Origin of the sequence: Neobacillus niacini (assembly GCF_000759675.1) — a bacterium.
GTDB lineage: Bacteria > Bacillota > Bacilli > Bacillales > Cytobacillaceae > Neobacillus > Neobacillus niacini_A.
Genome location: NZ_BAWM01000032.1, coordinates 1 through 24,626, shown reverse-complemented (window position 1 = coordinate 24,626; position 24,626 = coordinate 1). Strand labels below are relative to the sequence as shown.

The 24,626-nt window shown below is 37.7% G+C and carries 22 protein-coding genes; 14 read left to right on the top strand and 8 right to left on the bottom strand.

Translation table 11 applies throughout. From position 1 onward, the window contains the following. Window positions 1–302: 302 nt before the first annotated feature. From gyrA to dnaA, 7 genes are all read right to left on the bottom strand, one after another. On the bottom strand, window positions 303–2,873 hold the full coding sequence (gene gyrA, locus TR08_RS14795; protein ID WP_045519338.1) for a DNA gyrase subunit A: 2,571 nt from the start codon (window positions 2,871–2,873) through the stop codon (window positions 303–305). Between the two features lie 176 nt (window positions 2,874–3,049). Next, window positions 3,050–4,972 carry a DNA topoisomerase (ATP-hydrolyzing) subunit B gene (gene gyrB, locus TR08_RS14790; protein ID WP_045519340.1) on the bottom strand — a complete coding sequence of 641 codons (1,923 nt, stop codon included), beginning with the start codon at window positions 4,970–4,972 and terminating at the stop codon, window positions 3,050–3,052. 70 nt (window positions 4,973–5,042) lie between these two features. Continuing rightward, entirely contained in the window at window positions 5,043–5,291 is a 249-nt protein-coding gene (remB, locus tag TR08_RS14785) for an extracellular matrix regulator RemB (RefSeq protein ID WP_045519337.1), read from the bottom strand. A 9-nt stretch (window positions 5,292–5,300) separates the two neighbouring features. Further along, window positions 5,301–6,419, bottom strand: coding sequence for a DNA replication/repair protein RecF (recF, locus tag TR08_RS14780; RefSeq protein WP_045519336.1), 1,119 nt, complete (start codon window positions 6,417–6,419; stop codon window positions 5,301–5,303). Window positions 6,420–6,439: 20 nt separating this feature from the next. Continuing rightward, entirely contained in the window at window positions 6,440–6,655 is a 216-nt protein-coding gene (gene yaaA / locus TR08_RS14775) for a S4 domain-containing protein YaaA (RefSeq protein WP_045519335.1), read from the bottom strand. Between the two features lie 97 nt (window positions 6,656–6,752). After that, window positions 6,753–7,889 carry a DNA polymerase III subunit beta gene (gene dnaN, locus TR08_RS14770; RefSeq protein ID WP_045519334.1) on the bottom strand — a complete coding sequence of 379 codons (1,137 nt, stop codon included), beginning with the start codon at window positions 7,887–7,889 and terminating at the stop codon, window positions 6,753–6,755. Window positions 7,890–8,095: 206 nt separating this feature from the next. After that, a complete protein-coding gene (dnaA, locus tag TR08_RS14765) occupies window positions 8,096–9,442 on the bottom strand; it encodes a chromosomal replication initiator protein DnaA (RefSeq protein ID WP_045519333.1) in 1,347 nt (448 codons plus the stop codon). 717 nt (window positions 9,443–10,159) lie between these two features. Here dnaA and rpmH point away from each other — a divergent pair. From rpmH to TR08_RS14715, 11 genes are all read left to right on the top strand, one after another. Continuing rightward, the gene (gene rpmH, locus TR08_RS31055) at window positions 10,160–10,294 is read left to right on the top strand and encodes a 50S ribosomal protein L34 (RefSeq protein WP_007084526.1); all 135 of its coding nucleotides are present in this window, start codon (window positions 10,160–10,162) and stop codon (window positions 10,292–10,294) included. An 80-nt stretch (window positions 10,295–10,374) separates the two neighbouring features. Further along, complete coding sequence (gene rnpA / locus TR08_RS14760) at window positions 10,375–10,719, top strand: ribonuclease P protein component (protein WP_045519331.1); 345 nt, start codon at window positions 10,375–10,377, stop codon at window positions 10,717–10,719. Between the two features lie 153 nt (window positions 10,720–10,872). Further along, the gene (gene spoIIIJ / locus TR08_RS14755) at window positions 10,873–11,649 is read left to right on the top strand and encodes a YidC family membrane integrase SpoIIIJ (protein ID WP_045519330.1); all 777 of its coding nucleotides are present in this window, start codon (window positions 10,873–10,875) and stop codon (window positions 11,647–11,649) included. Then, the gene (jag, locus tag TR08_RS14750; RefSeq protein WP_045519328.1) at window positions 11,646–12,266 is read left to right on the top strand and encodes an RNA-binding cell elongation regulator Jag/EloR; all 621 of its coding nucleotides are present in this window, start codon (window positions 11,646–11,648) and stop codon (window positions 12,264–12,266) included. The genes spoIIIJ and jag overlap by 4 nt, the downstream gene beginning before the upstream one ends. Before the next feature lie 278 nt (window positions 12,267–12,544). Beyond that, window positions 12,545–13,930 carry a tRNA uridine-5-carboxymethylaminomethyl(34) synthesis GTPase MnmE gene (gene mnmE / locus TR08_RS14745; protein ID WP_045519326.1) on the top strand — a complete coding sequence of 462 codons (1,386 nt, stop codon included), beginning with the start codon at window positions 12,545–12,547 and terminating at the stop codon, window positions 13,928–13,930. A gap of 143 nt (window positions 13,931–14,073) precedes the next feature. Beyond that, on the top strand, window positions 14,074–15,963 hold the full coding sequence (mnmG, locus tag TR08_RS14740; RefSeq protein ID WP_045519324.1) for a tRNA uridine-5-carboxymethylaminomethyl(34) synthesis enzyme MnmG: 1,890 nt from the start codon (window positions 14,074–14,076) through the stop codon (window positions 15,961–15,963). 27 nt (window positions 15,964–15,990) lie between these two features. Continuing rightward, window positions 15,991–16,707, top strand: coding sequence for a 16S rRNA (guanine(527)-N(7))-methyltransferase RsmG (rsmG, locus tag TR08_RS14735; RefSeq protein WP_045519322.1), 717 nt, complete (start codon window positions 15,991–15,993; stop codon window positions 16,705–16,707). A gap of 111 nt (window positions 16,708–16,818) precedes the next feature. Further along, window positions 16,819–17,703, top strand: a complete 885-nt coding sequence (noc, locus tag TR08_RS14730; protein ID WP_045519320.1) for a nucleoid occlusion protein — start codon at window positions 16,819–16,821, stop codon at window positions 17,701–17,703. A 360-nt stretch (window positions 17,704–18,063) separates the two neighbouring features. Beyond that, window positions 18,064–18,825 carry a ParA family protein gene (locus tag TR08_RS14725; protein WP_045519318.1) on the top strand — a complete coding sequence of 254 codons (762 nt, stop codon included), beginning with the start codon at window positions 18,064–18,066 and terminating at the stop codon, window positions 18,823–18,825. Further along, window positions 18,818–19,675, top strand: coding sequence for a ParB/RepB/Spo0J family partition protein (locus TR08_RS14720; protein WP_045519316.1), 858 nt, complete (start codon window positions 18,818–18,820; stop codon window positions 19,673–19,675). The genes TR08_RS14725 and TR08_RS14720 overlap by 8 nt, the downstream gene beginning before the upstream one ends. A gap of 113 nt (window positions 19,676–19,788) precedes the next feature. Next, window positions 19,789–20,517, top strand: a complete 729-nt coding sequence (locus TR08_RS14715; RefSeq protein ID WP_045519314.1) for a DUF554 domain-containing protein — start codon at window positions 19,789–19,791, stop codon at window positions 20,515–20,517. A 55-nt stretch (window positions 20,518–20,572) separates the two neighbouring features. Here TR08_RS14715 and yyaC read toward each other — a convergent pair whose 3' ends face one another. Further along, window positions 20,573–21,190: a spore protease YyaC gene (gene yyaC, locus TR08_RS14710; protein WP_045519312.1), complete on the bottom strand. Its 618-nt coding sequence runs from the start codon at window positions 21,188–21,190 to the stop codon at window positions 20,573–20,575. Between the two features lie 173 nt (window positions 21,191–21,363). Between yyaC and TR08_RS14705 the strand changes: the two genes are divergently transcribed. The 3 genes from TR08_RS14705 to TR08_RS14695 all read left to right on the top strand — a co-directional run bounded on the left by TR08_RS14705 (window position 21,364) and on the right by TR08_RS14695 (window position 24,523). Further along, on the top strand, window positions 21,364–22,239 hold the full coding sequence (locus TR08_RS14705; protein ID WP_045519310.1) for a mechanosensitive ion channel family protein: 876 nt from the start codon (window positions 21,364–21,366) through the stop codon (window positions 22,237–22,239). Between the two features lie 15 nt (window positions 22,240–22,254). Next, a complete protein-coding gene (locus TR08_RS14700) occupies window positions 22,255–22,452 on the top strand; it encodes a DUF951 domain-containing protein (protein ID WP_045519309.1) in 198 nt (65 codons plus the stop codon). A 73-nt stretch (window positions 22,453–22,525) separates the two neighbouring features. Next, window positions 22,526–24,523 carry a molybdopterin-dependent oxidoreductase gene (locus TR08_RS14695; protein ID WP_045519307.1) on the top strand — a complete coding sequence of 666 codons (1,998 nt, stop codon included), beginning with the start codon at window positions 22,526–22,528 and terminating at the stop codon, window positions 24,521–24,523. Window positions 24,524–24,626: the final 103 nt, after the last annotated feature.

The window sequence follows — 24,626 nt, the reverse complement described above, 5'->3', positions numbered from 1 at the left end:
GCTCATAAAAGTTACGTTGGCTTAGCTTTTATAAAAAGCTAAAAAATTGTTTGTTGACGTTCTTGTTTGTTTAGTTTTCAAAGATCAATTTTTCCCAATCGCTCGTAAGCGACTTTATTAATATATCATCTATTAATATAAATGTCAACGTCTATTTGTTTTTATATTACATTAAAACTAACAATCATCGCCGACTCAAATGAGTATACCAGTATTAACACTATCTATCAAGAGGAAATCAACAAATTAGTAGAATTAAATTAACAAAGGAACACCAAATGAGGTGCTCCTTTGAATAGAACTTATTCTTCAGTAGTTGTATCAGACCCATCAACTTCAGAGTCTAACACATTTCCTATGTTATCTTCTTCTGTTCCAGCTATTACTTCTACGCCTTCTGCTCCTTCAGTATCATCTGAATCTGTTTCTTCTGAAACCTCTTCTTTTTCTACTTTCGCAACAGTGGCAACAAAGTCATGTTCATCGCCTTTGATACTAATTAATTTAACACCTTGAGTGTTTCGCCCCATAGTCGAAATGCCAGCTACATCGATACGAATAAGGACTCCACCAGTAGTGATTAACATTAAGTCTTCTTCACCAGTTACAGCTCTTACGGAAACTAAGGAACCATTTTTTTCGGTAACATGGCATGTTTTAATACCTTTACCGCCTCTACCTTGGATTCGGTATTCTTCTGCTGGCGTACGCTTACCATATCCATTCTTAGTGACAATAAGGACGCTGCTATTTTCCTCAAGCACTTCCATTCCAACTACCTCATCATCGCTATCTAAGGTAATTCCTTTTACTCCAGTTGCTGTTCTACCCATTGATCGGACATCTGTTTCAGGGAAATGGATTAACATTCCCTTTTTCGTACCAATGATCATATGCTTTGTACCATCCGTTAAACGGACAGAAATCAGTTCATCACCTTCACGGAGATTCAACGCAATTAAGCCGTTATTACGAATATGTGCAAATGACGTTAATGGCGAACGCTTAGAAATACCCTCTTTTGTCGTAAAGAATAGATACCAGTCATCAACAAATTCCTCAATTGGAATAATGGCATTAACCCATTCTCCTTTTTCAATTCCAAGAAGGTTAATGATTGGCAATCCTTTAGCTGTACGGCTGTATTCAGGAATTTCATATCCCTTTGAACGATAAACCTTCCCTTTATTTGTAAAGAAAAGGATCGTGTCATGGGTAGACGTCGTGATCAAATGCTCAACAAAATCATCCTCGTTTGTACCCATTCCTTGTATACCACGGCCGCCTCTTTTTTGCGCACGATAAGTTGAAACAGGGAGACGTTTAATATAGCCATTATGTGTTAACGTAATAACAATATTTTCACGTGGAATGAGATCTTCATCTTCAATATTTTCAATTCCGCCCGTTTGTATTTCCGTACGGCGTGTATCATTAAATCGCTCTTTAATTTCAGTTAATTCTTCTCTAATGATTTCAAGAACCTTTTCATCGTCAGCTAAAATGGCTTTTAACTCAGCGATAAGCTGTACTAATGCTTGATATTCTTCCTCAATTTTCTCCCTTTCCAAACCTGTTAAACGCTGCAAGCGCATATCAAGAATAGCCTGGGCTTGTTTTTCAGAAAGATTAAATTGTGTCATTAAACCCTCGCGAGCAATATCAGTTGTCCGCGAGCTTCGAATTAAACTAATGACTGCATCAAGATTATCCAAAGCAATCCTTAAACCATCCAAAATATGAGCACGTGCCTCTGCTTTACGTAACTCAAACTCTGTTCTTCTACGAATAACCACTATTTGATGGTCTAAATAATGGACTAAACATTGTTTTAGATTTAACACCTTTGGATGTCCGTTTACAAGAGCTAATGTATTAATCCCAAAGCTAGTTTGAAGTGATGTTTGTTTATATAAGTTATTTAAGAGGACATTCGCATTCGCATCTTTACGAACCTCAATTACAATACGCATCCCTTTGCGATCTGATTCATCCCTTAAATCTGTGATGCCTTCTATTTTTTTATCACGATGTAATTCCGCAATTCTTTCAACTAATTTTGCTTTATTTACTTGGTATGGTAACTCATTAACAATAATAACTTCTTTACCATTTGCCTTTTGTTCAATTACTACTTTTCCGCGTATTGTTATGGAACCTCTGCCGGTTTCGTAAGCCTTACGAATCCCACTTCGACCCATGATGATTCCTCCGGTTGGAAAATCCGGACCAGGAATGATTTCCATTAACTCTTGAATCGTTATTTCTGGATCATGGGTAATGGCTAATACGCCATCAATAACCTCGCCAAGCTGGTGCGGCGGAATATTAGTTGCCATACCAACCGCAATACCAGAAGAACCGTTAACTAAAAGGTTTGGGAATCTCGCTGGTAAAACTGAAGGCTCTCTTTCTTCACCATCATAGTTATCTTGAAAATCAATCGTATCTTTGTTTAAATCTCTTAATAATTCCATTGAGATTTTAGACATTCTCGATTCAGTATAACGCATAGCTGCTGCTGAATCACCGTCTACCGAACCAAAGTTACCATGACCATCTACCAGCATATATCGATAGTTAAAGTCTTGCGCCATACGTACCATCGTTTCATATACGGCTGAGTCACCATGAGGGTGATATTTACCAATTACATCCCCAACGATACGAGCTGACTTTTTATAAGGTTTATCAGCATGTATTCCAAGATCATGCATAGCGTATAAAATACGGCGGTGGACTGGTTTTAATCCATCTCGAACATCTGGAAGGGCACGTGAAACAATAACACTCATTGCATAGTCAAGGAACGATGTTTTCATTTCATGACTGATATTAATATCTTTAATTTGAGAATTTGGTGTTTCTGCCATTTGAGTACCTCCTATTTTGGTGACGATATGCCTTTAATAGTCATCGTATACCCTTGATAAACGAAAAAAGGAGGATAGTGGTCACCCCTCTATCCCTTTCTATATAGGCATTTCTTTATGTTCAGCTCCGGCGGCTAGGGGCTTGTCGCCATTAAACGAGCCGCCTCTGCATTTCTTTATATATCTAAATTTTTGACGTATTGTGCGTTTGCTTCAATGAAGTTACGGCGCGGTTCTACTTTGTCACCCATTAGCATTTCAAATGTCTCATCTGCTTCAATTGCATCTTCAAGACTAACCTGAAGCATAGTTCTAGTAGAAGGATCCATTGTCGTTTCCCATAATTGTTCAGGATTCATTTCTCCTAACCCCTTATACCGTTGGATATTAGGCTTCGGTTGGCTTGGCAACTCAGCGAATATTTGATTCAGCTCTTTGTCATCATACGCATACCTAACTTTTTTACCTTGTTGAACTTTATATAAAGGTGGCTGGGCGATATATACATAGCCAGCTTCTAAAATTTTTCGGATATAACGGTAAAAGAAAGTTAAAAGGAGTGTTCGAATATGAGCACCATCAACATCTGCATCCGTCATAATGACTATTTTATGGTATCTAGCTTTAGCAATATCGAAGTCTTCTCCAATACCTGTTCCTATTGCAGTTATCATGGAGCGGACCTCATTATTAGAGAGGATCCTATCTAAGCGTGCTTTCTCAACATTAAGTATTTTTCCTCTTAATGGCAGAATTGCTTGGAAATGTCGATCACGTCCTTGTTTTGCTGAACCACCTGCCGAATCACCCTCAACAATGTACAATTCACTTATAGAAGGGTCTTTTGAAGAACAGTCTGCTAATTTCCCAGGTAAACTAGAAACTTCTAATGCACTTTTACGGCGCGTCAGCTCTCTTGCCTTCTTTGCAGCCATCCTTGCTCTTGCAGCCATTAAGCCTTTTTCAATAACTTTTCTAGCTACTGAAGGATTTTCCAATAAAAACTTGTCAAAATGACTAGAAAATAAGGAATCTGTTATCGTTCTTACTTCGGAGTTTCCAAGTTTCGTTTTCGTTTGCCCTTCGAATTGTGGGTCTGGATGTTTAATTGAGACAATAGCCGTTAAGCCTTCGCGAACATCTTCACCCGTTAGATTCGAATCATTTTCTTTAATCAAGCCATTTTTTCTTGCATAATCATTAATAACTCGAGTTAAAGCTGTTTTAAATCCTGATTCATGAGTTCCACCTTCATAGGTGTGGATGTTATTAGCAAAGGAGTAAATGCTGTCAGTATACCCCTCATTGTATTGAAGAGCTACTTCAACGCTAATGCCCTCACGGTCTCCCTCAATAAAGATTGGTTCTTCATGAATGACCTCTTTTGTGCGGTTTAAATGCTCTACATACGATTTAATTCCGCCTTCGTAGTAATATTCATTCTGTTTATTTTCCACACGGTTATCTTTGATCGTGATTTTAATTGCGCGATTTAAGAATGCAAGTTCACGCAGACGAGTTGCCAGAATATCATACTCGTATTCCAATGTTTCAGTAAAAATTTCTCCATCTGGTTTAAAGTGAGTAATCGTACCCGATTTGTCGGTAGTTCCAATTACCTCTAGTTCTTTAACTACCGCACCACGTTCAAATTTAATGCAGTAAATATTACCATCACGGTGTACATAAACCTCTAGATTGGTGGAGAGGGCATTAACAACTGAAGCACCTACACCATGAAGACCACCAGAAACTTTATATCCTCCGCCGCCAAATTTACCTCCAGCATGAAGGACAGTCATAATAACTTCAACGGCAGGTCTACCCATTTTTTCTTGAATTCCAACAGGAATACCACGTCCGTTATCTTTAACTGTTATACTGTTATCTTCTTCAATGATGACATTGATTTCGTCACAATATCCAGCCAAAGCCTCATCAATACTGTTATCTACAATTTCCCAAACAAGGTGATGAAGACCTTTTCCACTTGTTGAACCAATGTACATACCAGGTCTTTTTCTTACAGCTTCTAGACCTTCTAGAACTTGTATTTGATCAGCACCATATTCTTGTTCCTGGACTACTTTTTGTTCCATTGTCATATAATTCACCCCGCACTTTCATTCAAAAAACTACTCTATTAACCTAAAATGAAAAATGATAATTTCAATATTCCTGCATTTCCTTTTGATTTGAACGTTTTTTTAATGTTCCGGAAGAAATAGGGGATAAATAAACCTTGTCATATGTAATTACGACTGATTTAAAGGGGTTTTTCGAAAGGTTAACAAGCTTTTCCTTATGCTGTTTTAAGAACTCTTCGACTAAATTTGAAGAATTCACGCACCCTTTATCAAGAATGGCGATGATATCCTTCGCCCTGATATTTAAATCTTCCCCGACATGAATATACACACTTCCACCTCAATTAACTTTATTGATAACACCAGATTCTACTTCAAAAGTTGAAGCTTCTTTTAATGTTTGATGATGGATGCCGTCAACACTAGTTGTTGTAACGAATGTCTGGACCTTCCCCTGGATGGTATTAAGCAAGTGTGACTGACGATAATCATCTAATTCTGATAAAACATCGTCAAGGAGTAAGATGGGATATTCGCGAATCTCCGAATGAATTAATTCGATTTCGGCAAGCTTAACAGAAAGCGCTGTTGTTCTTTGCTGGCCTTGTGAACCAAATGTCGAAACATCTCGATCATTTACAAAAAACAACAAATCATCACGATGTGGTCCGAATAATGTTGTACCACGTTCTATTTCCCTTGTTCTGACTTTACTAAATTTTTCCTCAAAGCATGCTTTCATTTTCGACCAATCTTGGTCTTCTAATACATCAACGGATGGTTTATAGATAATTTCTAATGATTCTAGCCCTCTTGAAATACCTTTATGGATAGGTTTAGCCCAATTTTCAAGCAAATGGAGAAATTCAAATCTCTTCAATACAATTTTTACAGCCATATCAATAAACTGCTCTGTAAGAATTTCAAGCATGGTTTGGTCAGTTTGTTTTTTTATTTGCATCATTTTTAAAAAATGATTGCGCTGTTGAAGTATTTTTTGGTATTGACTCATATCATGTAAATAAATGGGCGAAACCTGCCCGATTTCCATATCAATAAACCGCCTTCTTACTTGCGGGCTGCCTTTAACTAAATTTAAATCTTCCGGTGCGAACATGACCACATTCATATTCCCAACATATTGGCTTAATTTTTGCTGCTCCATGTGATTACATTTTGCCTTCTTGCCTTTTTTAGAAATAATTAATTGCAATGGCAAAGAGCTGTATTGTTTTTGAACCCTACCCTCTATTCTAGCATACTCCTGATCCCAGCGAATAAGATCTTTATCATTTGAAGTCCGATGAGATTTGGCCATTGCCAAAACATAGATAGATTCCATCACATTTGTTTTACCCTGGGCATTTTCCCCGAGGATCACATTCACTTTATTTTCAAATTCAACCGATAGGCTCTCATAATTCCGGTAATTTCTTAGCACTAATTGTTCAATATACATGAAAACGACACAACCTTTAGTTACTCGGTTATTAAAAATTCTCCGTGTCCAGGAATTTTCACCTTATCTCCTGCTCGAAGCTTTCTTCCTCTTCTTTGATCTTGTTCGCCATTAATAAAAATATCGTTTTCACTTAAAAACCATTTTGCCATACCGCCAGATTGGATGACGTCAGCCAATTTAAGAAATTGTCCTAACGTAATAAACTCTGTATTTAGCTTTATTTCTTCAGGCACTGTTTATCACTCATTTCTACAAATGGTCTCAATACTTTATTTTACTAAAAAATTAAAAATAAAGAAAGTCACCAAAAATCATGGTGACTATTTTGTCCTAATAAGTTCTAACTGGCAAAATCAATTGCAGTGTGGTTTCATCATGCAGCGGTTTAATAACAAATGGCCGCATTGCACCAGTAAAACTTACTCTTATATCTGTTCCTTCAAGTGCTTTTAAGGCGTCCATCATATATTTAGCGCTAAAGGAAATCTTTAATTCTTCACCATCGATCGATTGACCTTGAATTTCCTCAACAACTTTACCTACTTCAGGTGTATTTGAGGAAATTTCAATCACACCTCCGTCAATGGTTGAAAGTTTAACAACATTGTTTCTCCCTTCACGAGCAAGCAGGGAAGCACGATCAATGGCGTGAAGGAAATCCTTTGTATTTACAATAATATCAGTTTTACTTTCACTTGGAATAAGTCTAGAAGTATCAGGATAATTTCCTTCTAACAACCTTGAAAAAAATAGTAAATGCTTCGCTTTAAATAAAATTTGATTTTCTGTAATAACGATATCTATTAGCTCATTTGAATCATCAATGATTTTACTTAGTTCATTCAAACTCTTACCTGGAATGACGACATTGTAGCTTTCGTTATTTTCAGTTTCGATTTTTGCTTTTCTTAATGCGAGACGGTGGCTATCTGTTGCAATACAGTTTAATTCGCCATTTTCAATCTTCCAGTTTACACCTGTCAAGATGGGACGTGTTTCTGAGGTGGACACTGCAAAAAAGGTTTGACGAATCATCATTTTTAGGAGGTCCGTTGCAATATGGAATTTATTATTTTCTTCTATTTGTGGCAGATGAGGGTACTCTTCTGCATCAAGACCGTTTAAATTAAATTCAGATTTTCCTGAGCGAATAACGGTTTGTAATGATCCTAGTACTTCAATCTCAACTGAATCTGTAGGTAATTTTTTTACAATCTCACTAAAGAATTTTGCTTGAAGGACAATGGAACCAGCTTGTTTGATTTCTACGATTTCATCTCCAGCTTCCTCATTTGGAATGAAAGATTCAATTGAAATATCGGAATCACTTCCTGTTAAGGTTACTCCCTCGCTGCTAGCTGTTATTTTTATCCCAGTTAAAATCGGGATCGTTGTTCTTGATGTGACAGCTTTCATAACATCTTGGACGCTTTGAACAAGTCGGTCCCGTTGGATGATAAATCTCATTTTCATAATCCTCCCAGCAATTTTTTTCTAAGTACGCATAAATGAAATTTCTTGAACATATAATAATAAGTTTTTTAAATAAAAAACAGTAGAAGTACTAGTAGGGCTTGTTAGTATGTGGATAACTCATTTTTCTCAATGGAAACACAGTCTATCCACATGTGGACAGACTGTGTATAAACTCGAGCAAGTTATTCACAGTTTATCTAAACTTTCAACAGCTCATTTATCTCTTTCATTTGTCGTTGAAGCTGTAAATCTGATTGCAGGAGCTTTGATATTTTTTCGTGGGCATGGATGACCGTTGTATGATCACGTCCTCCAAACTCTTCTCCTATTTTTGGCAAAGAATAATCCGTTAATTCCCGGGATAAATACATAGCAATTTGTCTAGGGAAGGCAACAGATTTGGTTCGTTTTTTTGCTTTAAAGTCTTCAAGCTTCACGCTAAAGTGCTCACCGACAGTTCTCTGAATGTCATGGATGGTTATCACCTTTGGCTTTGAGCTAGGGATGATATCCTTTAATGCTTCTGAGGCCAAATCAGCGTTAATATCTTTATTAATTAAGGAAGAATAGGCAACAACACGGATTAATGCTCCCTCAAGCTCTCTGATATTGGTATCGATTTGGTTAGCGATGTAGAGCATAACTTCATTTGGTATATCTAATCCCTCGGCTTTAGCCTTTTTCCGAAGGATGGCTATTCTTGTTTCAAGATCTGGAGGAGTAATATCCGTGATTAATCCCCATTCAAAACGTGAACGCAGGCGGTCCTCAAGTGTTGGAATTTCCCTTGGCGGCCGGTCACTCGAGATAACAATTTGTTTGCTTTCTTCATGGAGAGTATTAAAAGTGTGGAAAAATTCCTCTTGCGTTGATTCTTTTCCGGCTAAGAACTGAATATCATCAATTAGTAACACGTCAACGTTTCGATATTTATTGCGGAATTCGACAGCTTTATTATCACGAATAGAATTAATAAATTCGTTCGTGAATTTCTCTGAAGACAAATAAACTACCTTAGCGTTTGGTTTATGCTCTAAAACGTAATGACCGATCGCATGCATTAAGTGTGTTTTTCCTAAACCCACGCCCCCATAAATAAATAATGGATTGTAAGCTTTCGCCGGTGCTTCAGCAACAGCGAGGGAAGCTGCATGAGCAAACCGGTTACCTGAACCAATGACAAATGAATCAAACAGGTACTTTGGATTTAGAATATTTTGCGGAAAATCATTTTGATCATCCTCTTTTTTGGCCTTTTTAGGAGGCAATAGCAAGTCTGGGTCTTCATCTTTTTGATTTTGCGGAATGATGAACTTTACAGAAAGCTCTTCTCCAGTAATTTCGTAAAGAATACCAGAGATTAACTGGGAATAGCGCTCCTCGAGCCAATCACGTGCAAATTCATTAGGAGCAGTAATCACAAGTAGATCGCCTTGAAGGGAATGGGCCTTTGTGGACTTCAGCCAGGTGTCAAAACTAGGCTTGCTTATCTTCTTCTCAATATTGGCTAGAGCAGCATTCCAAAGATCCGCAATATTCTCCAACGGTTGTCCCTCCTTTAACTTTTTTATCTATTGAATTGCATTTTGCAGTTTTTTTCTGTCTAAACTCCATATATAGAGATATTTTTTCACAAAGTGCTGTGAAGTATCCTTAGCTCGCAACCTATAACAAAATGGACAAAAGTTCCGTGAAAAAACAACGTTATACAAGCTGTACAACCTACTAATTTATAAATATACGAAACAATGGTTGTGGAAAAAACATAATATAGGAAATAAAGTGGAGTTTCGACAATATCCACCGCTTGTGGACAAGTTTCTGCAGTATGCTAGAATAACTTGTCCACACCTTATCCACAATTTGTGGATAACATATTTTAGAGACGAAGTTATTCAGAGTGAAAACACAAATATAATATCAAATAAAAGACTTAGGTGCAATGCCTTTTCATGGTTTATCCACAACTGTAACAATATGTGATTAAAACTTGTCCACAAGTAGTGTATCCTGTGCAAAAACTGTCAATATCTTGTGAAATGCTGAAAAAAAAGTCGAAAAAAATATCCACAGGTAAATTTTTGTAGGAAGAAGAAGAACTTTATAAAATTTGGTTATGCTAAATAAACTAAGAAAGATTTTGGCGTAAAAAATTTTGTAACTGGGGAACAATATCTTAAGAGCGGTTGACAATATTGGGGTCCGTCTTTATAATAAATTAGACTGTCTTTAACAGCTATTCCTCAGGGAGGTGTCTTATAATGAAAAGAACATATCAACCAAATAAACGTAAACATAGTAAAGTTCACGGTTTCCGCAGTCGTATGAGCTCGGCTAACGGACGTAAAGTTCTAGCACGCCGTCGTCTAAAAGGAAGAAAAGTATTATCAGCTTAGGCCACTGAAACATCAGTGGTCTTTTTTCTAATAAAATCTTTCTAATGGAAAAGTTTTTGTGTAGATGGAAGGTGTTTTCTATGAAGAAAGAATTACGAGTAAAGAAGAATAAAGAATTTCAAGAAGCGTTTCAAAAAGGGCATTCCTTTGCTAACCGGCAATTTGTTGTCTATAGTCTGAAGAAAGAGGATCAGGACGATTTTCGAATTGGTCTTTCTGTTAGCAAGAAGATAGGAAATGCTGTGACTAGAAATCAAATAAAAAGATACATAAGACAAGCTGTTTTCGAACTATCAGATCTAATTGTTCCAGGGAATGATTATGTGATTATAGCTAGAAAACCTGCAGCCGAAATGGACTTTTTTGAAGTGAAAAAGAGTCTAACCCATGTCTTTAAGGTTGGTAAGGTTTTCAAGAAAAAGTAGTTTGTCAAATTAATGTCGTATTCGTTATAAAATTAAGAGGCAAATTATTCTAAAAGATGGTAAAATACCTATGAAATATTCCGGAAGGTTATATTTATAAAAAAGGTATTCACACTTAAATAGTATATATATTGTTCAAGGAGGAAAATTCGGTTGAAAAAACGAATATTACTATTAATTGGGATAGTTTCTGTGTTTTTGTTTCTAACAGGTTGTACAGAAATTAGTAAGCCAATTAATGCCGAAAGTACGGGATTTTGGAATGAGTACATTGTTTACCCGCTTTCATGGGTAATTGTAAAAGGTGCAGAAATACTAGGCGGAAGCTTTGGTTTTTCATTGATTGTCGTTACCATTTTAATTCGGTTGGCATTATTACCGCTGATGATAAAACAGACAAGAAGCTCAAAAGCAATGCAGGCCTTGCAGCCAGAAATGAAGGCTCTCCGAGAAAAATACAGCTCTAAGGATCAGAAGACACAGCAGAAATTACAGCAAGAAACGATGGCGCTTTTTCAAAAGCACGGAGTTAATCCAATGGCTGGATGTTTTCCATTAATCGTTCAAATGCCTATCTTAATTGGTTTTTACCATGCGATTTCAAGAACAAGGGAAATTGCTGATCATAGCTTCCTTTGGTTTGATCTTGGAGATAAGGATCCTTTTTATATTCTTCCGATTATTGCGGGTATCACCACATTTATTCAACAAAAATTGATGATGGCCGGACAAGAGCATAATCCGCAAATGGCGATGATGCTTTGGATGATGCCGATTATGATTGTCATTTTTGCTTTTAATTTCCCTGCAGCTCTTTCATTGTATTGGGTAGTAGGAAATATTTTTATGATAGTACAAACCTATTTCATTAAAGGGCCGGACCTGAAAAGGGCGCAAGAATCCGGTAAAGCGGGAGGAGCAAAAAAGTGAAACAAGTAACTGCTACCGGACAAACTGTCGAAGAAGCAGTGGAATCAGCTTTAGCTCAATTAAACACAACAAAAGACCGCACAGATGTAGCCATTATTGATCAAGGTAAAAAGGGGATTTTTGGGATTTTTGGTTCTCGCCCTGCTGTCGTTAAGGTTACAGTTATCATCGATCCAATTGATGAGGCTAAGAAGTTTCTGCTTCAGGTTAGTGAACAAATGGGGGCTCCTGTCAGTATTGAAATCAAACGTGATGGAAAACAAGTTCATTTCGTTTTGACAGGGGAAAAGATTGCTCTTTTGATTGGAAAAAGAGGACAAACATTGAATTCACTGCAATATTTAACGCAGTTAATCATTAATCGCTTTTCTAATCAATACTTAACGGTTATTTTGGATGCAGAGGATTACCGAAATCGAAGAAATGATACGCTGATCCAATTAGCACATCGACTTGCTTTAAAAGCTTTAAAAACTGGCAGAGACGTTGCACTGGAGCCAATGCCTTCATACGAGCGTAAAGTTATTCACACAGCTTTATCCGACAATAAACGAGTGAAAACTACTTCAGATGGTTCCGATCCACACCGACATATTGTTATTTCACCAGTTAAATAAAATGAGTAAAGACATCCTTTTCGAAGGATGTCTTTTTTTGCTTGATAAAAATATTGATTCAAAAAATTCCTTGTTTACAACATTTATATGAAATCTCTTGTTTTATTGTTATTCACATGTGGATAAGTTAAAATAATACGTAGACATTTAACAGGTTGTGGATAATTCATTGCGGGTATTTCTGGTTTTTCAGACGAGACCAGATGTGGTATTCTAATGATTTGGAGTAAAATACTTTGTTTTTATATAGATTAATTTTATAAAGAGTGGTGAAAGTAATGGAATTTGATACGATAGCCGCCATATCGACACCGATGGGTGAGGGCGCAATTGCAATTGTACGATTGAGTGGCGATGATTCCATTAAAATCGCGGACCAAATTTTTCGAAGCATCGGCGGTAAAAGGTTAACAGAGGTTCCGACTCATACGATTCATTATGGACATTTAATTGACCCTAAGAATGAACAAGTGATCGAAGAGGTCATGGTATCGATTATGAAGGGACCAAGGACTTTTACAAAAGAGGATGTAGTTGAAATAAATTGTCACGGTGGAATTGTTTCTGTAAATCGAGTTTTGCAGCATGTATTAGCCTATGGAGCTAGACTTGCCGAACCAGGTGAATTCACGAAACGGGCTTTTTTAAATGGACGGATTGATTTATCACAGGCAGAAGCAGTAATGGATTTAATCAGAGCAAAAACGGATCGTGCTATGAATGTAGCGCTAGGTCAAATGGAAGGTCGTTTATCAAAGTTAATTAGGAGCCTGCGTCAGGAAATTTTAGAGATACTTGCTCATGTTGAAGTAAACATAGATTATCCGGAATATGACGATGTGGAAGAAATGACTCATAAAATGTTATTGGAAAAATCAATGTATGTTCGTGAAGAGTTAAGGAAACTGTTGCAAACTTCACAGCAAGGAAAAATATTGCGTGAGGGTCTTTCGACGGTTATTGTGGGACGGCCAAATGTCGGAAAATCTTCGTTATTAAATAGTCTTGTTCAAGAAAATAAAGCAATTGTCACAGATATTCCTGGGACAACCCGTGATGTCATTGAGGAATATGTCAATGTTCGCGGAGTACCGCTTAGACTTTTGGATACAGCGGGCATTAGAGAGACGGAAGATATTGTTGAACGAATTGGAGTAGAAAAATCTCGACAGGTTTTAAAAGAAGCAGATTTAATATTGTTAGTGTTAAATTACGCTGATCAATTTACAAAAGAGGATGAAAATCTGTTTGAGGCTGTTAAAGGGATGGATGTTATTGTCATTGTCAATAAGACAGACCTCACACAGCAAATTGATATGGAACGTGTAAAAGAATTGGCAGCGAAGCATAAAATTGTTACGACCTCATTATTAGAGGATCGTGGTGTGGATGAGCTAGAGGAAGCAATATCCTCCTTATTCTTTGCAGGGTCAATTGATGCTGGCGATATGACTTATCTATCGAACAGCCGCCACATTGCTTTGATCGGGCAAAGTTTGCATACAATCGAAGAAGCGATTGCTGGAGTAGAAAGGGGAACTCCAATTGATATAGTACAAATCGATATTACAAGAACGTGGGAATTGCTTGGCGAAGTCATTGGTGATAGTGTTCATGAAAGTCTAATCGATCAGTTATTCTCACAATTTTGTTTAGGTAAATAAGAAAAGCGTAGGCGGCTTGTTCAGCCCCGACAAGCGCTGGAGGGCCAGCCGGAGAAGTCGCGCACTTTGACTTCTTTGGATGGACCGAAGCGACCTCGAGGGGCTAGACGCCGGAGCTAAACAATAAATAGAGGAGGAAAGAGATGTCATACGAAGCAGGTAATTTTGACGTTGTGGTCATTGGGGCTGGTCATGCTGGCTGTGAGGCAGGCCTCGCGGCGGCACGTATGGGTGTAAAAACCTTAATGATCACCATTAACCTTGATATGGTTGCCTTTATGCCATGTAATCCATCGATTGGTGGACCCGCAAAAGGAATTGTTGTCCGGGAAATAGATGCACTAGGCGGCGAAATGGGTAGAAATATCGATAAAACACATATTCAAATGAGAATGTTGAATACAGGTAAGGGTCCTGCAGTGCGTGCACTGCGGGCACAGGCCGATAAAGTTGACTATCAGTCCGAAATGAAAAAAAAGATTGAAGACACACCAAACCTGACACTCCTTCAAGGAATGGTTGAACAATTAATTGTTGAGGACGGCGTCTGTGTTGGGGTCATTACGAAAACAGGGGCTATTTATCGGGCCAAAACGGTAGTTATTACAACTGGTACGTATCTTCGTGGTGAAATTATCCTTGGAGAATTAAAGTATTCAAGCGGTCCTAATAACCAACAGCCATCCATTAAGTTATCTGAGCATTTAGAGGAACTTGGGTTTGAGTTGGTTCGTTTTAAGACAGGAACTCCGCCACGGGTCAATAGTCATACCATTGATTACAGTAAAACAGAGATACAGCCTGGTGATGAAACTCCGAGAGCTTTCTCATATGAAACGACTAAGTATATTACTGACCAACTTCCATGCTGGTTAACATATACTAATGAGCAAACACATTTGTTGATTGACCAAAACCTTCATCGTTCACCAATGTACTCTGGAATGATAAAAGGAACGGGTCCGCGTTATTGTCCATCGATTGAAGATAAAGTAGTCCGTTTTAATGATAAACCACGCCACCAAATTTTCCTTGAGCCAGAAGGAAGAAAAACGCAAGAGGTTTATGTTCAAGGCTTGTCGACTAGTCTACCTGAAGATGTTCAGCAGCAACTCCTTAGATCCATTCCAGGATTAGAAAATGTCCAAATGATGAGATCTGGATATGCGATTGAGTATGATGCGATTAATCCGACTCAGCTTTGGCCGACACTTGAAACAAAAGTGGTAAAAAACCTTTTTACTGCAGGTCAAATTAACGGAACATCAGGATATGAAGAGGCAGCGGGACAAGGAATTATGGCAGGAATCAATGCTGGACTGAGTGTACTTGGAAAAGAACCGTTAATTCTTAGCCGTTCAGATGCCTATATTGGCGTGTTAATAGATGATTTAATCACAAAAGGAACAAGTGAGCCGTACCGTTTGTTAACTTCAAGGGCAGAATACCGTCTGCTATTACGCCATGATAATGCAGACTTACGGTTAACTGAAATTGGTCACTCGATTGGCCTCATACCAGAGGATCGTTATGAGAGATTTTTAGCAAAAAAGGCTGCAGTTGAGGCGGAAAAAGAAAGGCTTTCATCGATCAGGTTAAAGCCCTCAACAGAAGTTCAAGAGCTTATTAAAAGCACTGGGGGCAGTGAACTTAAGGATGGAATCCTTGCTGTAGATTTATTGAAACGACCTGAAATGACTTATGCACACATTGAAAGTCTAATACCTAGCGAAGATGATTTAGATCAAGATATTAAAGAACAGGTTGAAATTCAAATTAAATATGAAGGATACATTGAAAAATCACTTCAGCAGGTTGAAAGATTAAAGAAAATGGAGAATAAGAAAATTCCTGAAAATATTGATTATGACTCCATCTCTGGGCTTGCAAATGAAGCGAAGCAAAATTTAAAACAAATTAAACCGTTATCTCTTGCCCAGGCTTCAAGAATCTCGGGTGTAAATCCAGCTGATGTATCAATCCTTCTAATTTATTTAGAACAAGGAAGAGTGGCTAGGACGAGTAATCCATAATTTTGATAAAAAGAGGAAGTTTTGCTGATGACCATCGAACAATTTAAAGCTATGCTTCTTGAGAAGGGGATTACCCTTAGCGAGGAGCAGCTTGATCAATTTAATCAATACTTTCATACCTTGGTGGAATGGAATGAAAAAATGAACCTAACTGCCATCACCGAACAAGCTGAAGTGTATTTAAAACATTTCTATGATTCCATATCTGCTGCTTTTTATTTTGATTTCACCCAGCCTATTCATCTTTGTGATGTAGGCGCAGGTGCAGGATTTCCAAGTATTCCTTTAAAAATTGCTTTTCCTCATTTAGAGGTAACCATCGTTGATTCATTAAATAAGCGAATTTCCTTTTTAAATCATTTAGCAAATGTATTAAAATTGGAAAATGTTCATTTCATTCACGACCGTGCTGAAACTTTCGGTGTGAATCCATCTCACCGGGAGTCCTATGACCTCGTCACAGCTAGGGCGGTGGCAAGAATGTCTGTTCTTAGTGAGCTTTGCCTTCCTCTTGTAAAAGTGGGAGGACATTTTATTGCCATGAAAGCTGCGCATGCGAATGATGAATTAACGGTCGGTCAGAAGGCGATCACGACACTTGGAGGAAAGCTTGAACAAATGTATACGTTCACTTTACCTATGGAAGAAAGTGAAAGAAATATTCTTGTGATTAAAAAGGAAAAACAAACGCCGAAAAAATATCCGCGAAAACCGGGGACACCTGGTAAAATGCCAATCGAATAATCAAGATAAAAAGCAGGATATATTTGTTTAAATAAAACAGCGGGTTTGGCAGGAAGAAAACAGTTAGATAGCGAATAAGTAATAGGGAGTTTCGTAAAGGTGGTGTTGGGGATGAAGAATTCGTTTTCACGCTTTTTTGGCCTCGGCGAAAAGGGAGATCAAAAGGTTGAGTTAGAAAAAGAGCTTGAAAAAGAGCTAGAAGAAGAAGTAGATGTTGTAAAAAATGAAGAAATTAAAAAGATTCCGATTGAAAGTATTGTTCCAAACCGTTTTCAGCCTCGAACCGTATTTGATGATGAAAAAATAGAGGAATTATCACGAACAATCCATACACACGGAATCATTCAGCCAATTGTGGTCCGACAGTTTGATGGGAATTATGAAATTATTGCCGGTGAGCGCCGTTGGCGTGCAATGAAGAAACTTGGCTGGGATGAAGCACCAGCAATCATAAAAAATTATTCAGACACAGAAACGGCTTCGGTTGCCTTAATTGAAAATTTACAACGGGAAGAGCTATCACCAATTGAAGAGGCTATCGCCTATGGTAAGCTGCTCGAGCTGCATAACTTAACTCAAGAAGCTCTTGCTCAGCGCCTTGGAAAAGGTCAATCGACAGTGGCCAATAAGCTCAGGCTTCTAAAGCTGCCGCAGCCTATCCAAGAATCCTTGTTAAATAAAGAAATAACAGAACGGCATGCCCGAGCACTTATTCCACTTAAGGATCCAGAGAAGCAGGTTTTGCTTTTACAAGATATTATCGAAAAAAATCTTAATGTAAAGCAAACAGAAGATCGAGTTGCCCGGCTGCTAGAAGAAAAGAACCAAAAACCAAAGCCAAAAAGGAAAGCCTTCAGCAAAGATATGAGAATTGCTGTAAATACCATTAGGCAATCCTTAACCATGGTGTCGGATAACGGAATTAATCTTGATTCGCAAGAAGAAGAATTTGAAGAGTACTATCAATTTACAATAAAAATTCCAAAGAAAAAATAAAATATTCACAAAATGGAACCAGACTTCTTAGCAGTTTGGTTTTTATTTTTGAATTTGGGTGTGTTAAAGCTAATTGTTAATTTTGCTCACTCTGTTGATTGGAGCAGAAATAAACAGACAATTTTAGCACAGCAATGAAATTACAAAGTTAGATTTGTGAATTAGTGTAAAATAATGGTAATTGTTACTATCATTCTTCATTAATATTTTTTGAAAAAAAATAACAATAAATCAGTTTCATGATAAAATAATAAAGCATGGAAATTGTAAATTACTAGTTTTGCTTGCTGAAATGACAGGTTTAACTAGTTTATATGACTAGAATTTAATTATCTTATTTGAAACAAGGTAGGTGACATCGTGGGCAAAACCATTGCAATCGCGAATCAAAAAGGCGGAGTTGGAAAGACAACTACCTCTGTCAATCTAGGCGCCTGCTTAGCATACATTGGGAAAAAGGTTTTATTAGTAGACATTGATCCACAAGGGAATGCAACGAGCGGAATTGGTATCGATAAGGCAGATGTAGAACAGTGTATATATGATGTTTTAGTAGACGATGTAGAAGCAAAGGATGTTATAAAGTCAACATCGGTTGAAAATCTATATGCCATTCCGGCTACTATACAGCTTGCAGGTGCGGAGATTGAGCTGGTTCCTACTATTTCAAGAGAAGTCCGATTAAAGCGTGCACTTGAAGAAGTCAAAGACCAATTTGATTATATTATTATCGATTGTCCGCCTTCATTAGGATTATTAACGCTTAACTCCTTAACCGCTTCTGACTCAGTGTTAATCCCTGTTCAATGTGAATATTATGCTTTAGAAGGTTTAAGTCAGTTATTAAATACAGTGCGTTTAGTGCAAAAACACTTAAATCAAGACTTGAAAATAGAAGGCGTGTTATTAACAATGCTTGATGCCCGAACGAATTTAGGCATTCAAGTAATAGAAGAAGTTAAGAAGTATTTTCAAGATAAAGTATATAAAACCATTATTCCAAGAAATGTACGTCTAAGTGAGGCTCCAAGCCATGGCGAACCAATTATTAATTATGACTCAAAATCTCGCGGGGCAGAAGTTTATTTAGATCTAGCAAAGGAAGTGGTCTCAAATGGCTAAAGGTCTGGGAAAAAAAGGCATAAATGCATTTTTTACAAATATCGAAGCCGGTAAGGAAGAGACTGTCCAAGAAATTAATTTGAAAGAATTGCGTCCCAATCCTTACCAGCCAAGGAAAACCTTCCAACAAGAGGCCATTGATGAGTTAAAAGACTCGATTTTAGAGCATGGAATTCTCCAACCTCTTGTCGTTAGAAAAAGTATTAAGGGTTATGAAATTGTTGTCGGAGAAAGACGTTTTCGAGCAGCAAAAGAAGCAAAACTGGCATCTGTACCAGCAGTTGTTAGAGATTTAACTGAACAGCAAATGATGGAATTAGCTGTTTTGGAAAACCTGCAGCGAGAAGACTTGAACCCAATTGAAGAGGGACAGGCTTATCAAACGTTAATGGAAAAGCTAAAATTCACCCAAGAAGAAGTAGCAAAGCGTCTAGGAAAAAGCCGACCGCATGTAGCCAACCATATCCGGCTGCTTTCTCTTCCTGTGAAGATTCAAGAGTTGATTTCAAATGAAAAAATCTCAATGGGTCATGGTCGAGCTCTTTTGGGTCTGCGTCAAAAGGCAAAGCTGCCAGCCTTAGTAGATAAAATTATTCAGGAATCATTGAATGTCAGGCAGCTAGAAAAAATCATTCAACAGCTAAACGAAAATGTTCCACGTGAAACAAAAAAGCCTGAAAAGAAAAAGGATGTGTTTATCCAGGAACGTGAACACTCCCTTCGTGAACGATTTGGAACGACTGTAAACATTAAGCAGTCTAAAAATAAAGGTAAAATTGAAATTGAATTTTTCTCACAAGACGATTTAGAACGAATTTTAGAAATGCTGTACAAGGAAGAATCTTATTAAACCATCAATGGATGGTTTATTTTTTTACAAAAAAATAACTTTCCAACACTACTAAAAAATGATAGTTTAATACTATTATTAATTTCGAGATTCGAAGAATAGGTGAATAGCAGATGTTTTTATTAGGGACGCTTGTAAACGGGTTATTAATTATTATCGGTACACTAATTGGAAAGCTTTTGCACCGAATTCCTGAAAGCATGAAAACAACGGTCATGTATGCAATTGGGTTATCGGTGATTGTGTTGGGCCTGCAGATGGGCTTGAAAAGCGAGAATTTCCTTATTGTGATTATTAGTTTAGTCATGGGAGCTGTTTTTGGGGAGCTCATGCAATTGGAAGAAAAGTTGAATCAACTTGGTCTTTGGCTGGAAAAGAAACTAGGCTCTACTAGATTGGGGTCAACTGGAAAAGGCAGTATTTCAGAAGGTTTTGTTACTGCGACCTTAATCTTTGTGATTGGGGCTATGGCGATCATTGGGGCACTTGATAGTGGTATCCGTGGTGATCACGATGTCTTGTATACAAAAGGGCTCATTGATGGTTTCACGTCTATTATTTTAACAACAACCCTTGGAGTGGGCGTTATATTTTCAGCTATTCCTGTTATGCTGTATCAAGGGCTGATTGCTTTATTTGCCACCCAAATTAATACCTTTATTCCCCAGGTATTGATGGATCAATTCATTGTTGAGATGACAGCAACAGGCGGTGTCATGATTTTTGCTATCGGGCTAAATCTAACAGGATTAGTAAAAATAAAGGTAGCAAACCTCCTCCCTGCTATTGCTGTTACAGGATTTATTGTTACGGTTCTCTATCTGTATAATCTGTATCTGTAGTATTTTACAATATTTGTAAAATAAAAAAGCAATTGGGTTAAATCCCGATTGCTCTTTAATTGGTTTTTTTCTGCTCTTGCAGTGTTAATTCCTGCATTCTACCTTTAGAATGAAGAATACTTGCTTGATAAATTCCATTTGCGATCGTTTTCGCCATTTTCATCACAAGATTAAGTCGGGTATTTTGTAGGACAAAAAACTCCATAAAACCGCTCACGTTGACGATCCCCGTTATGTGGATATCACCAACTGCAGGAAGATCTTTGTTCACACCTGCTCCAGGTTTTACAGGTCCGTCACCTACCTGGATTACCCCAACATTCTTCATCCTCCCTAGACAGGCATCGATACCAATAATATAGGGGTCATGATGTTTTAATGTTATTTCCTTTAACCGTTCACCCAGATTAACGGCATGAATCGGTTCATCTAACGTACCATAAACATGGAAGGAAGGAACGTCCTTTTCCTCCAAAAATGATCCAACAAGGGGTCCTAATGAATCTCCGGTTGAGCGGTCGGTTCCAATACAAACAAATACAATTGGACGCCCAGATGTCCTTGGCAGGAACTTAAGCAATTCCATGGCGAGATTTTCAACAGCCTGAAAATCATCATGGATGATTCGCTGCGTATTGGCCCTCCTATCAAAGAAACTAGGTTTCAGATTCATAAGTCCACTCCTAACACCATTTTTTAACAGTATACGGAAAATTTCGAAAATCTATACGTAGCTTGATAAAGATATTCCTATTGAAAAAAGGAATAAATCACAATACTATAAACTACGAAGGATACTTGATAAAATAAGTGTGATTCAACAGGTTGAGAGGAAAGGGTGTTTAAATGAGTTCGATTTTTCAGGGATTTGTTAATAAATTTCAAAATGAAGAAACCTGGATGGCTTTAGGGGAAGGTTTACTTAAAATCATTGCGATTATGATCGTTTCTAAAATTCTAATTAAGTTAGGTAGTATAGCAATTGATAATATTTTTAAAATAAGAACTCGTTCTCCCCTTAAGACCTCAGAACGAAGGGAAGAAACATTATCAAAACTTCTCGATAATGTTCTTACATATGTAGTTTATTTTATTTCTTCTATGATGATCCTTTCTGTCCTAACGATCGATGTAAAAGCGTTGATTGCTGGTGCAGGGGTTGTCGGACTCGCTGTCGGTTTTGGAGCTCAAAGTCTTGTAAAAGATGTAATCACTGGTTTCTTTATTATTTTTGAAGATCAATTTTCAGTTGGGGACCATGTTCGAATTGACCAATTTGAAGGAACAGTCCAAACCATTGGTTTAAGGACAACAAAGTTAAAAAGTTGGACAGGAGAAGTTCACATTCTGCCGAATGGAAGTATCATCCAGGTAACGAATTTCTCTTTAAATAACAGCCTTGCGATAATTGATATATCGGTTGCATATGAAGAGGATATTGAAAAAACGCAAAAGATCATAAAGGATTTACTTGAAAAAATGCCGGAACAATACGAAGCATTAACAAAGGCACCTGAGCTTTTAGGCGTTCAAACCTTAGGACCAACAGAAGTTGTTTTGCGAATTGTTGCGGAAACATTGCCAATGAAGCATGCGGGTGTTTCTAGGGATATAAAGAGAGATATAAAACAATGTTTAGATGAGCATGGAATTGAAATTCCATATCCACGTATGGTCATGTACTCAAAGAATTCTGGAAATATCAATGAACCTAGTGTTTGAAAGGAGAGGTTTTCAATGGAAGAAAAGGAATTTGGGTTAAATGATGTCGTTGAAATGAAAAAGCAGCATCCATGTGGGACGAATCGTTGGAAAATTATTCGGATGGGGATGGATATTCGAATTAAATGTGAAGGCTGCGAACATAGCGTGATGATCCCAAGACGTGAATTCTCAAGGAAAATGAAGAAAATATTGGTGAAGCATGAACAGTAGTTTATGCTTCTTTTTCTTGTTTAACTGTATTATCCTAGTTAAAAAGTAGAAATAGATTATTGGGGGTGGAGTTGTGACAAGCATTGTGAAATCAGCCTGTCCTTTGAATTGCTGGGACAGCTGTGGTTTTCATGTGACAATAGAGAATGATAAAGTGATAAAAGTTGAAGGTGACCCCTCCCACCCAATTACCAAGGGGAAAATTTGCGGAAGAGGAAGAATGCTCGAAGCTAGGACAAATTCCCCTGAACGGCTTCATTATCCCTTAAAAAAGGTGAACGGAGAATTTAAGCAAATTTCATGGAATCAGGCTCTTGATGAAATTGCCTTAGAATTGAAGGAAATTAAAGAACAATATGGTTCCACCGCTGTCCTCCATAGCCATGATTATGCGAACAACGGGATTCTAAAAAATCTTGATCAACGATTTTTTAATGCTTATGGCGGGGTAACGCAAATTTATGGTTCACTCTGCTGGGGTGCTGGCATTGAGGCACAGAAATGGGATTTTGGCGACGCTTATGGTCATGAACCAGAGGATGTTTTAAAAAGTAAAAACATTGTCATTTGGGGAAGAAATGTAGCACGGACCAACATGCATTTTTATGAAAAGCTCCTAGATGCAAAGAAAAATGGAGCAAAGATTTATGTTATTGATCCACTATTTAATGCCACTGCGAAAATAGCAGATGAATATATTTCAGTAAAACCTGGAATGGATGGTTTATTAGCTTTAGGTATTATAAAGGAAATCCTCCGTTTACGACTTGCAGATTATGAGTTTATTTCCCACTATTCTTATGGATTTGAGGATCTAGAGAAACTGATTGAAAGTGTATCTTTAGTAAAAATTAGTGAAATGACGGAAGTATCAGTTGAAAGGATTCAACTTTTAGCAGAGGTTTTTGCTGATAAACCTACATCTACTTTTATGGGTCTTGGCTTACAACGGTATAAAAATGGCGGAAATACCATCCGTTTGATTGATGCCCTTGTTGCGGTAAGTGGCAATGTTGGAATTCCTGGCGGAGGCGCTAATTATGCCAACCTGCAAGTGGGTCAAAGCTTTGATGTTGCTAATTTAACGCTGAGCAGCCGGAAGGGAAAAGATCGGCAGTTTTCAATTATGAAGCAGGCGGAGGAAGTGCTATCTGCCATTGATCCAGAAATAAAAATGATTGTGGTCACCTGTGGGAATCCCTTAACACAGGTCCCAGATACATCTATTGTAGAAAAAGCATTTTCTTCTGTTTCCAAGCTCGTTGTGATTGAACAATTTATGACAGATACAGCTCGATTAGCAGATTATATCCTGCCAACCACCACCTCATTTGAGGAAGAAGATCTTTATTATTCTTCTATGTATCATCATTATGTCAATTATGGTCCGAAACTCGTATCAGCACCGGGGGAAGCAAAGTCAGATTTATGGATTTGGACACAGCTTGCCGAAAGACTTGGATTTGGTGATGATTTTCAGTTTTCAAGAAATCAATGGCTGGAAATGTCTTTTCAATCGTTAGCAGAAAAGGGAGTTACAATAGATGAACTTAAGAAACAGCATACGCTGGAATTGCCGGTGAGACGAGTTCCATGGGACGATTTTCAGTTCAAGACACCTTCCGGAAAATATGAATTCACCTCCATGAATAAGGGTCTCGATGGTCTGCTGAAATTAGCCTTACCTGAAGAATCAAAATGGAGTAATCCTGAACTAGCGGAGAAATTTCCTTATAACCTATTAACCATCCATCCATTACGGTCAAACCATTCACAAAACTATCATCTTTTTCCTAAAGAACCTAAGCTTAAGGTAGAGGTTGCTGAAAATATAGCTGCTGATCAACAACTTAAGGATGGTGATTTGGTAAGAGTATGGAATAATCGGGGCAAAGTAAAGGGGTATCTATCTATTCTGCCAAAGGCACATCCTAACACGATTAACATTGATGAAGGAATTTGGAAAAGATTCGGCGGCTCTGTTAATAACCTAACTCCAAGCGAAGAGTCCGATAACGGTCTAGGCAGCTCTTTGTATGATTGCCTTGTTAATCTTGAAAAAATAACGTAACTGGTGCCTTGTGCACCAGTTTTTGTGTGCGCTTGGCAGCGCTTCGCTCTAATGGGTGAAAGTCCCTAACATGCCGTTGTGGCGGAAATGTATAGCTGACAGG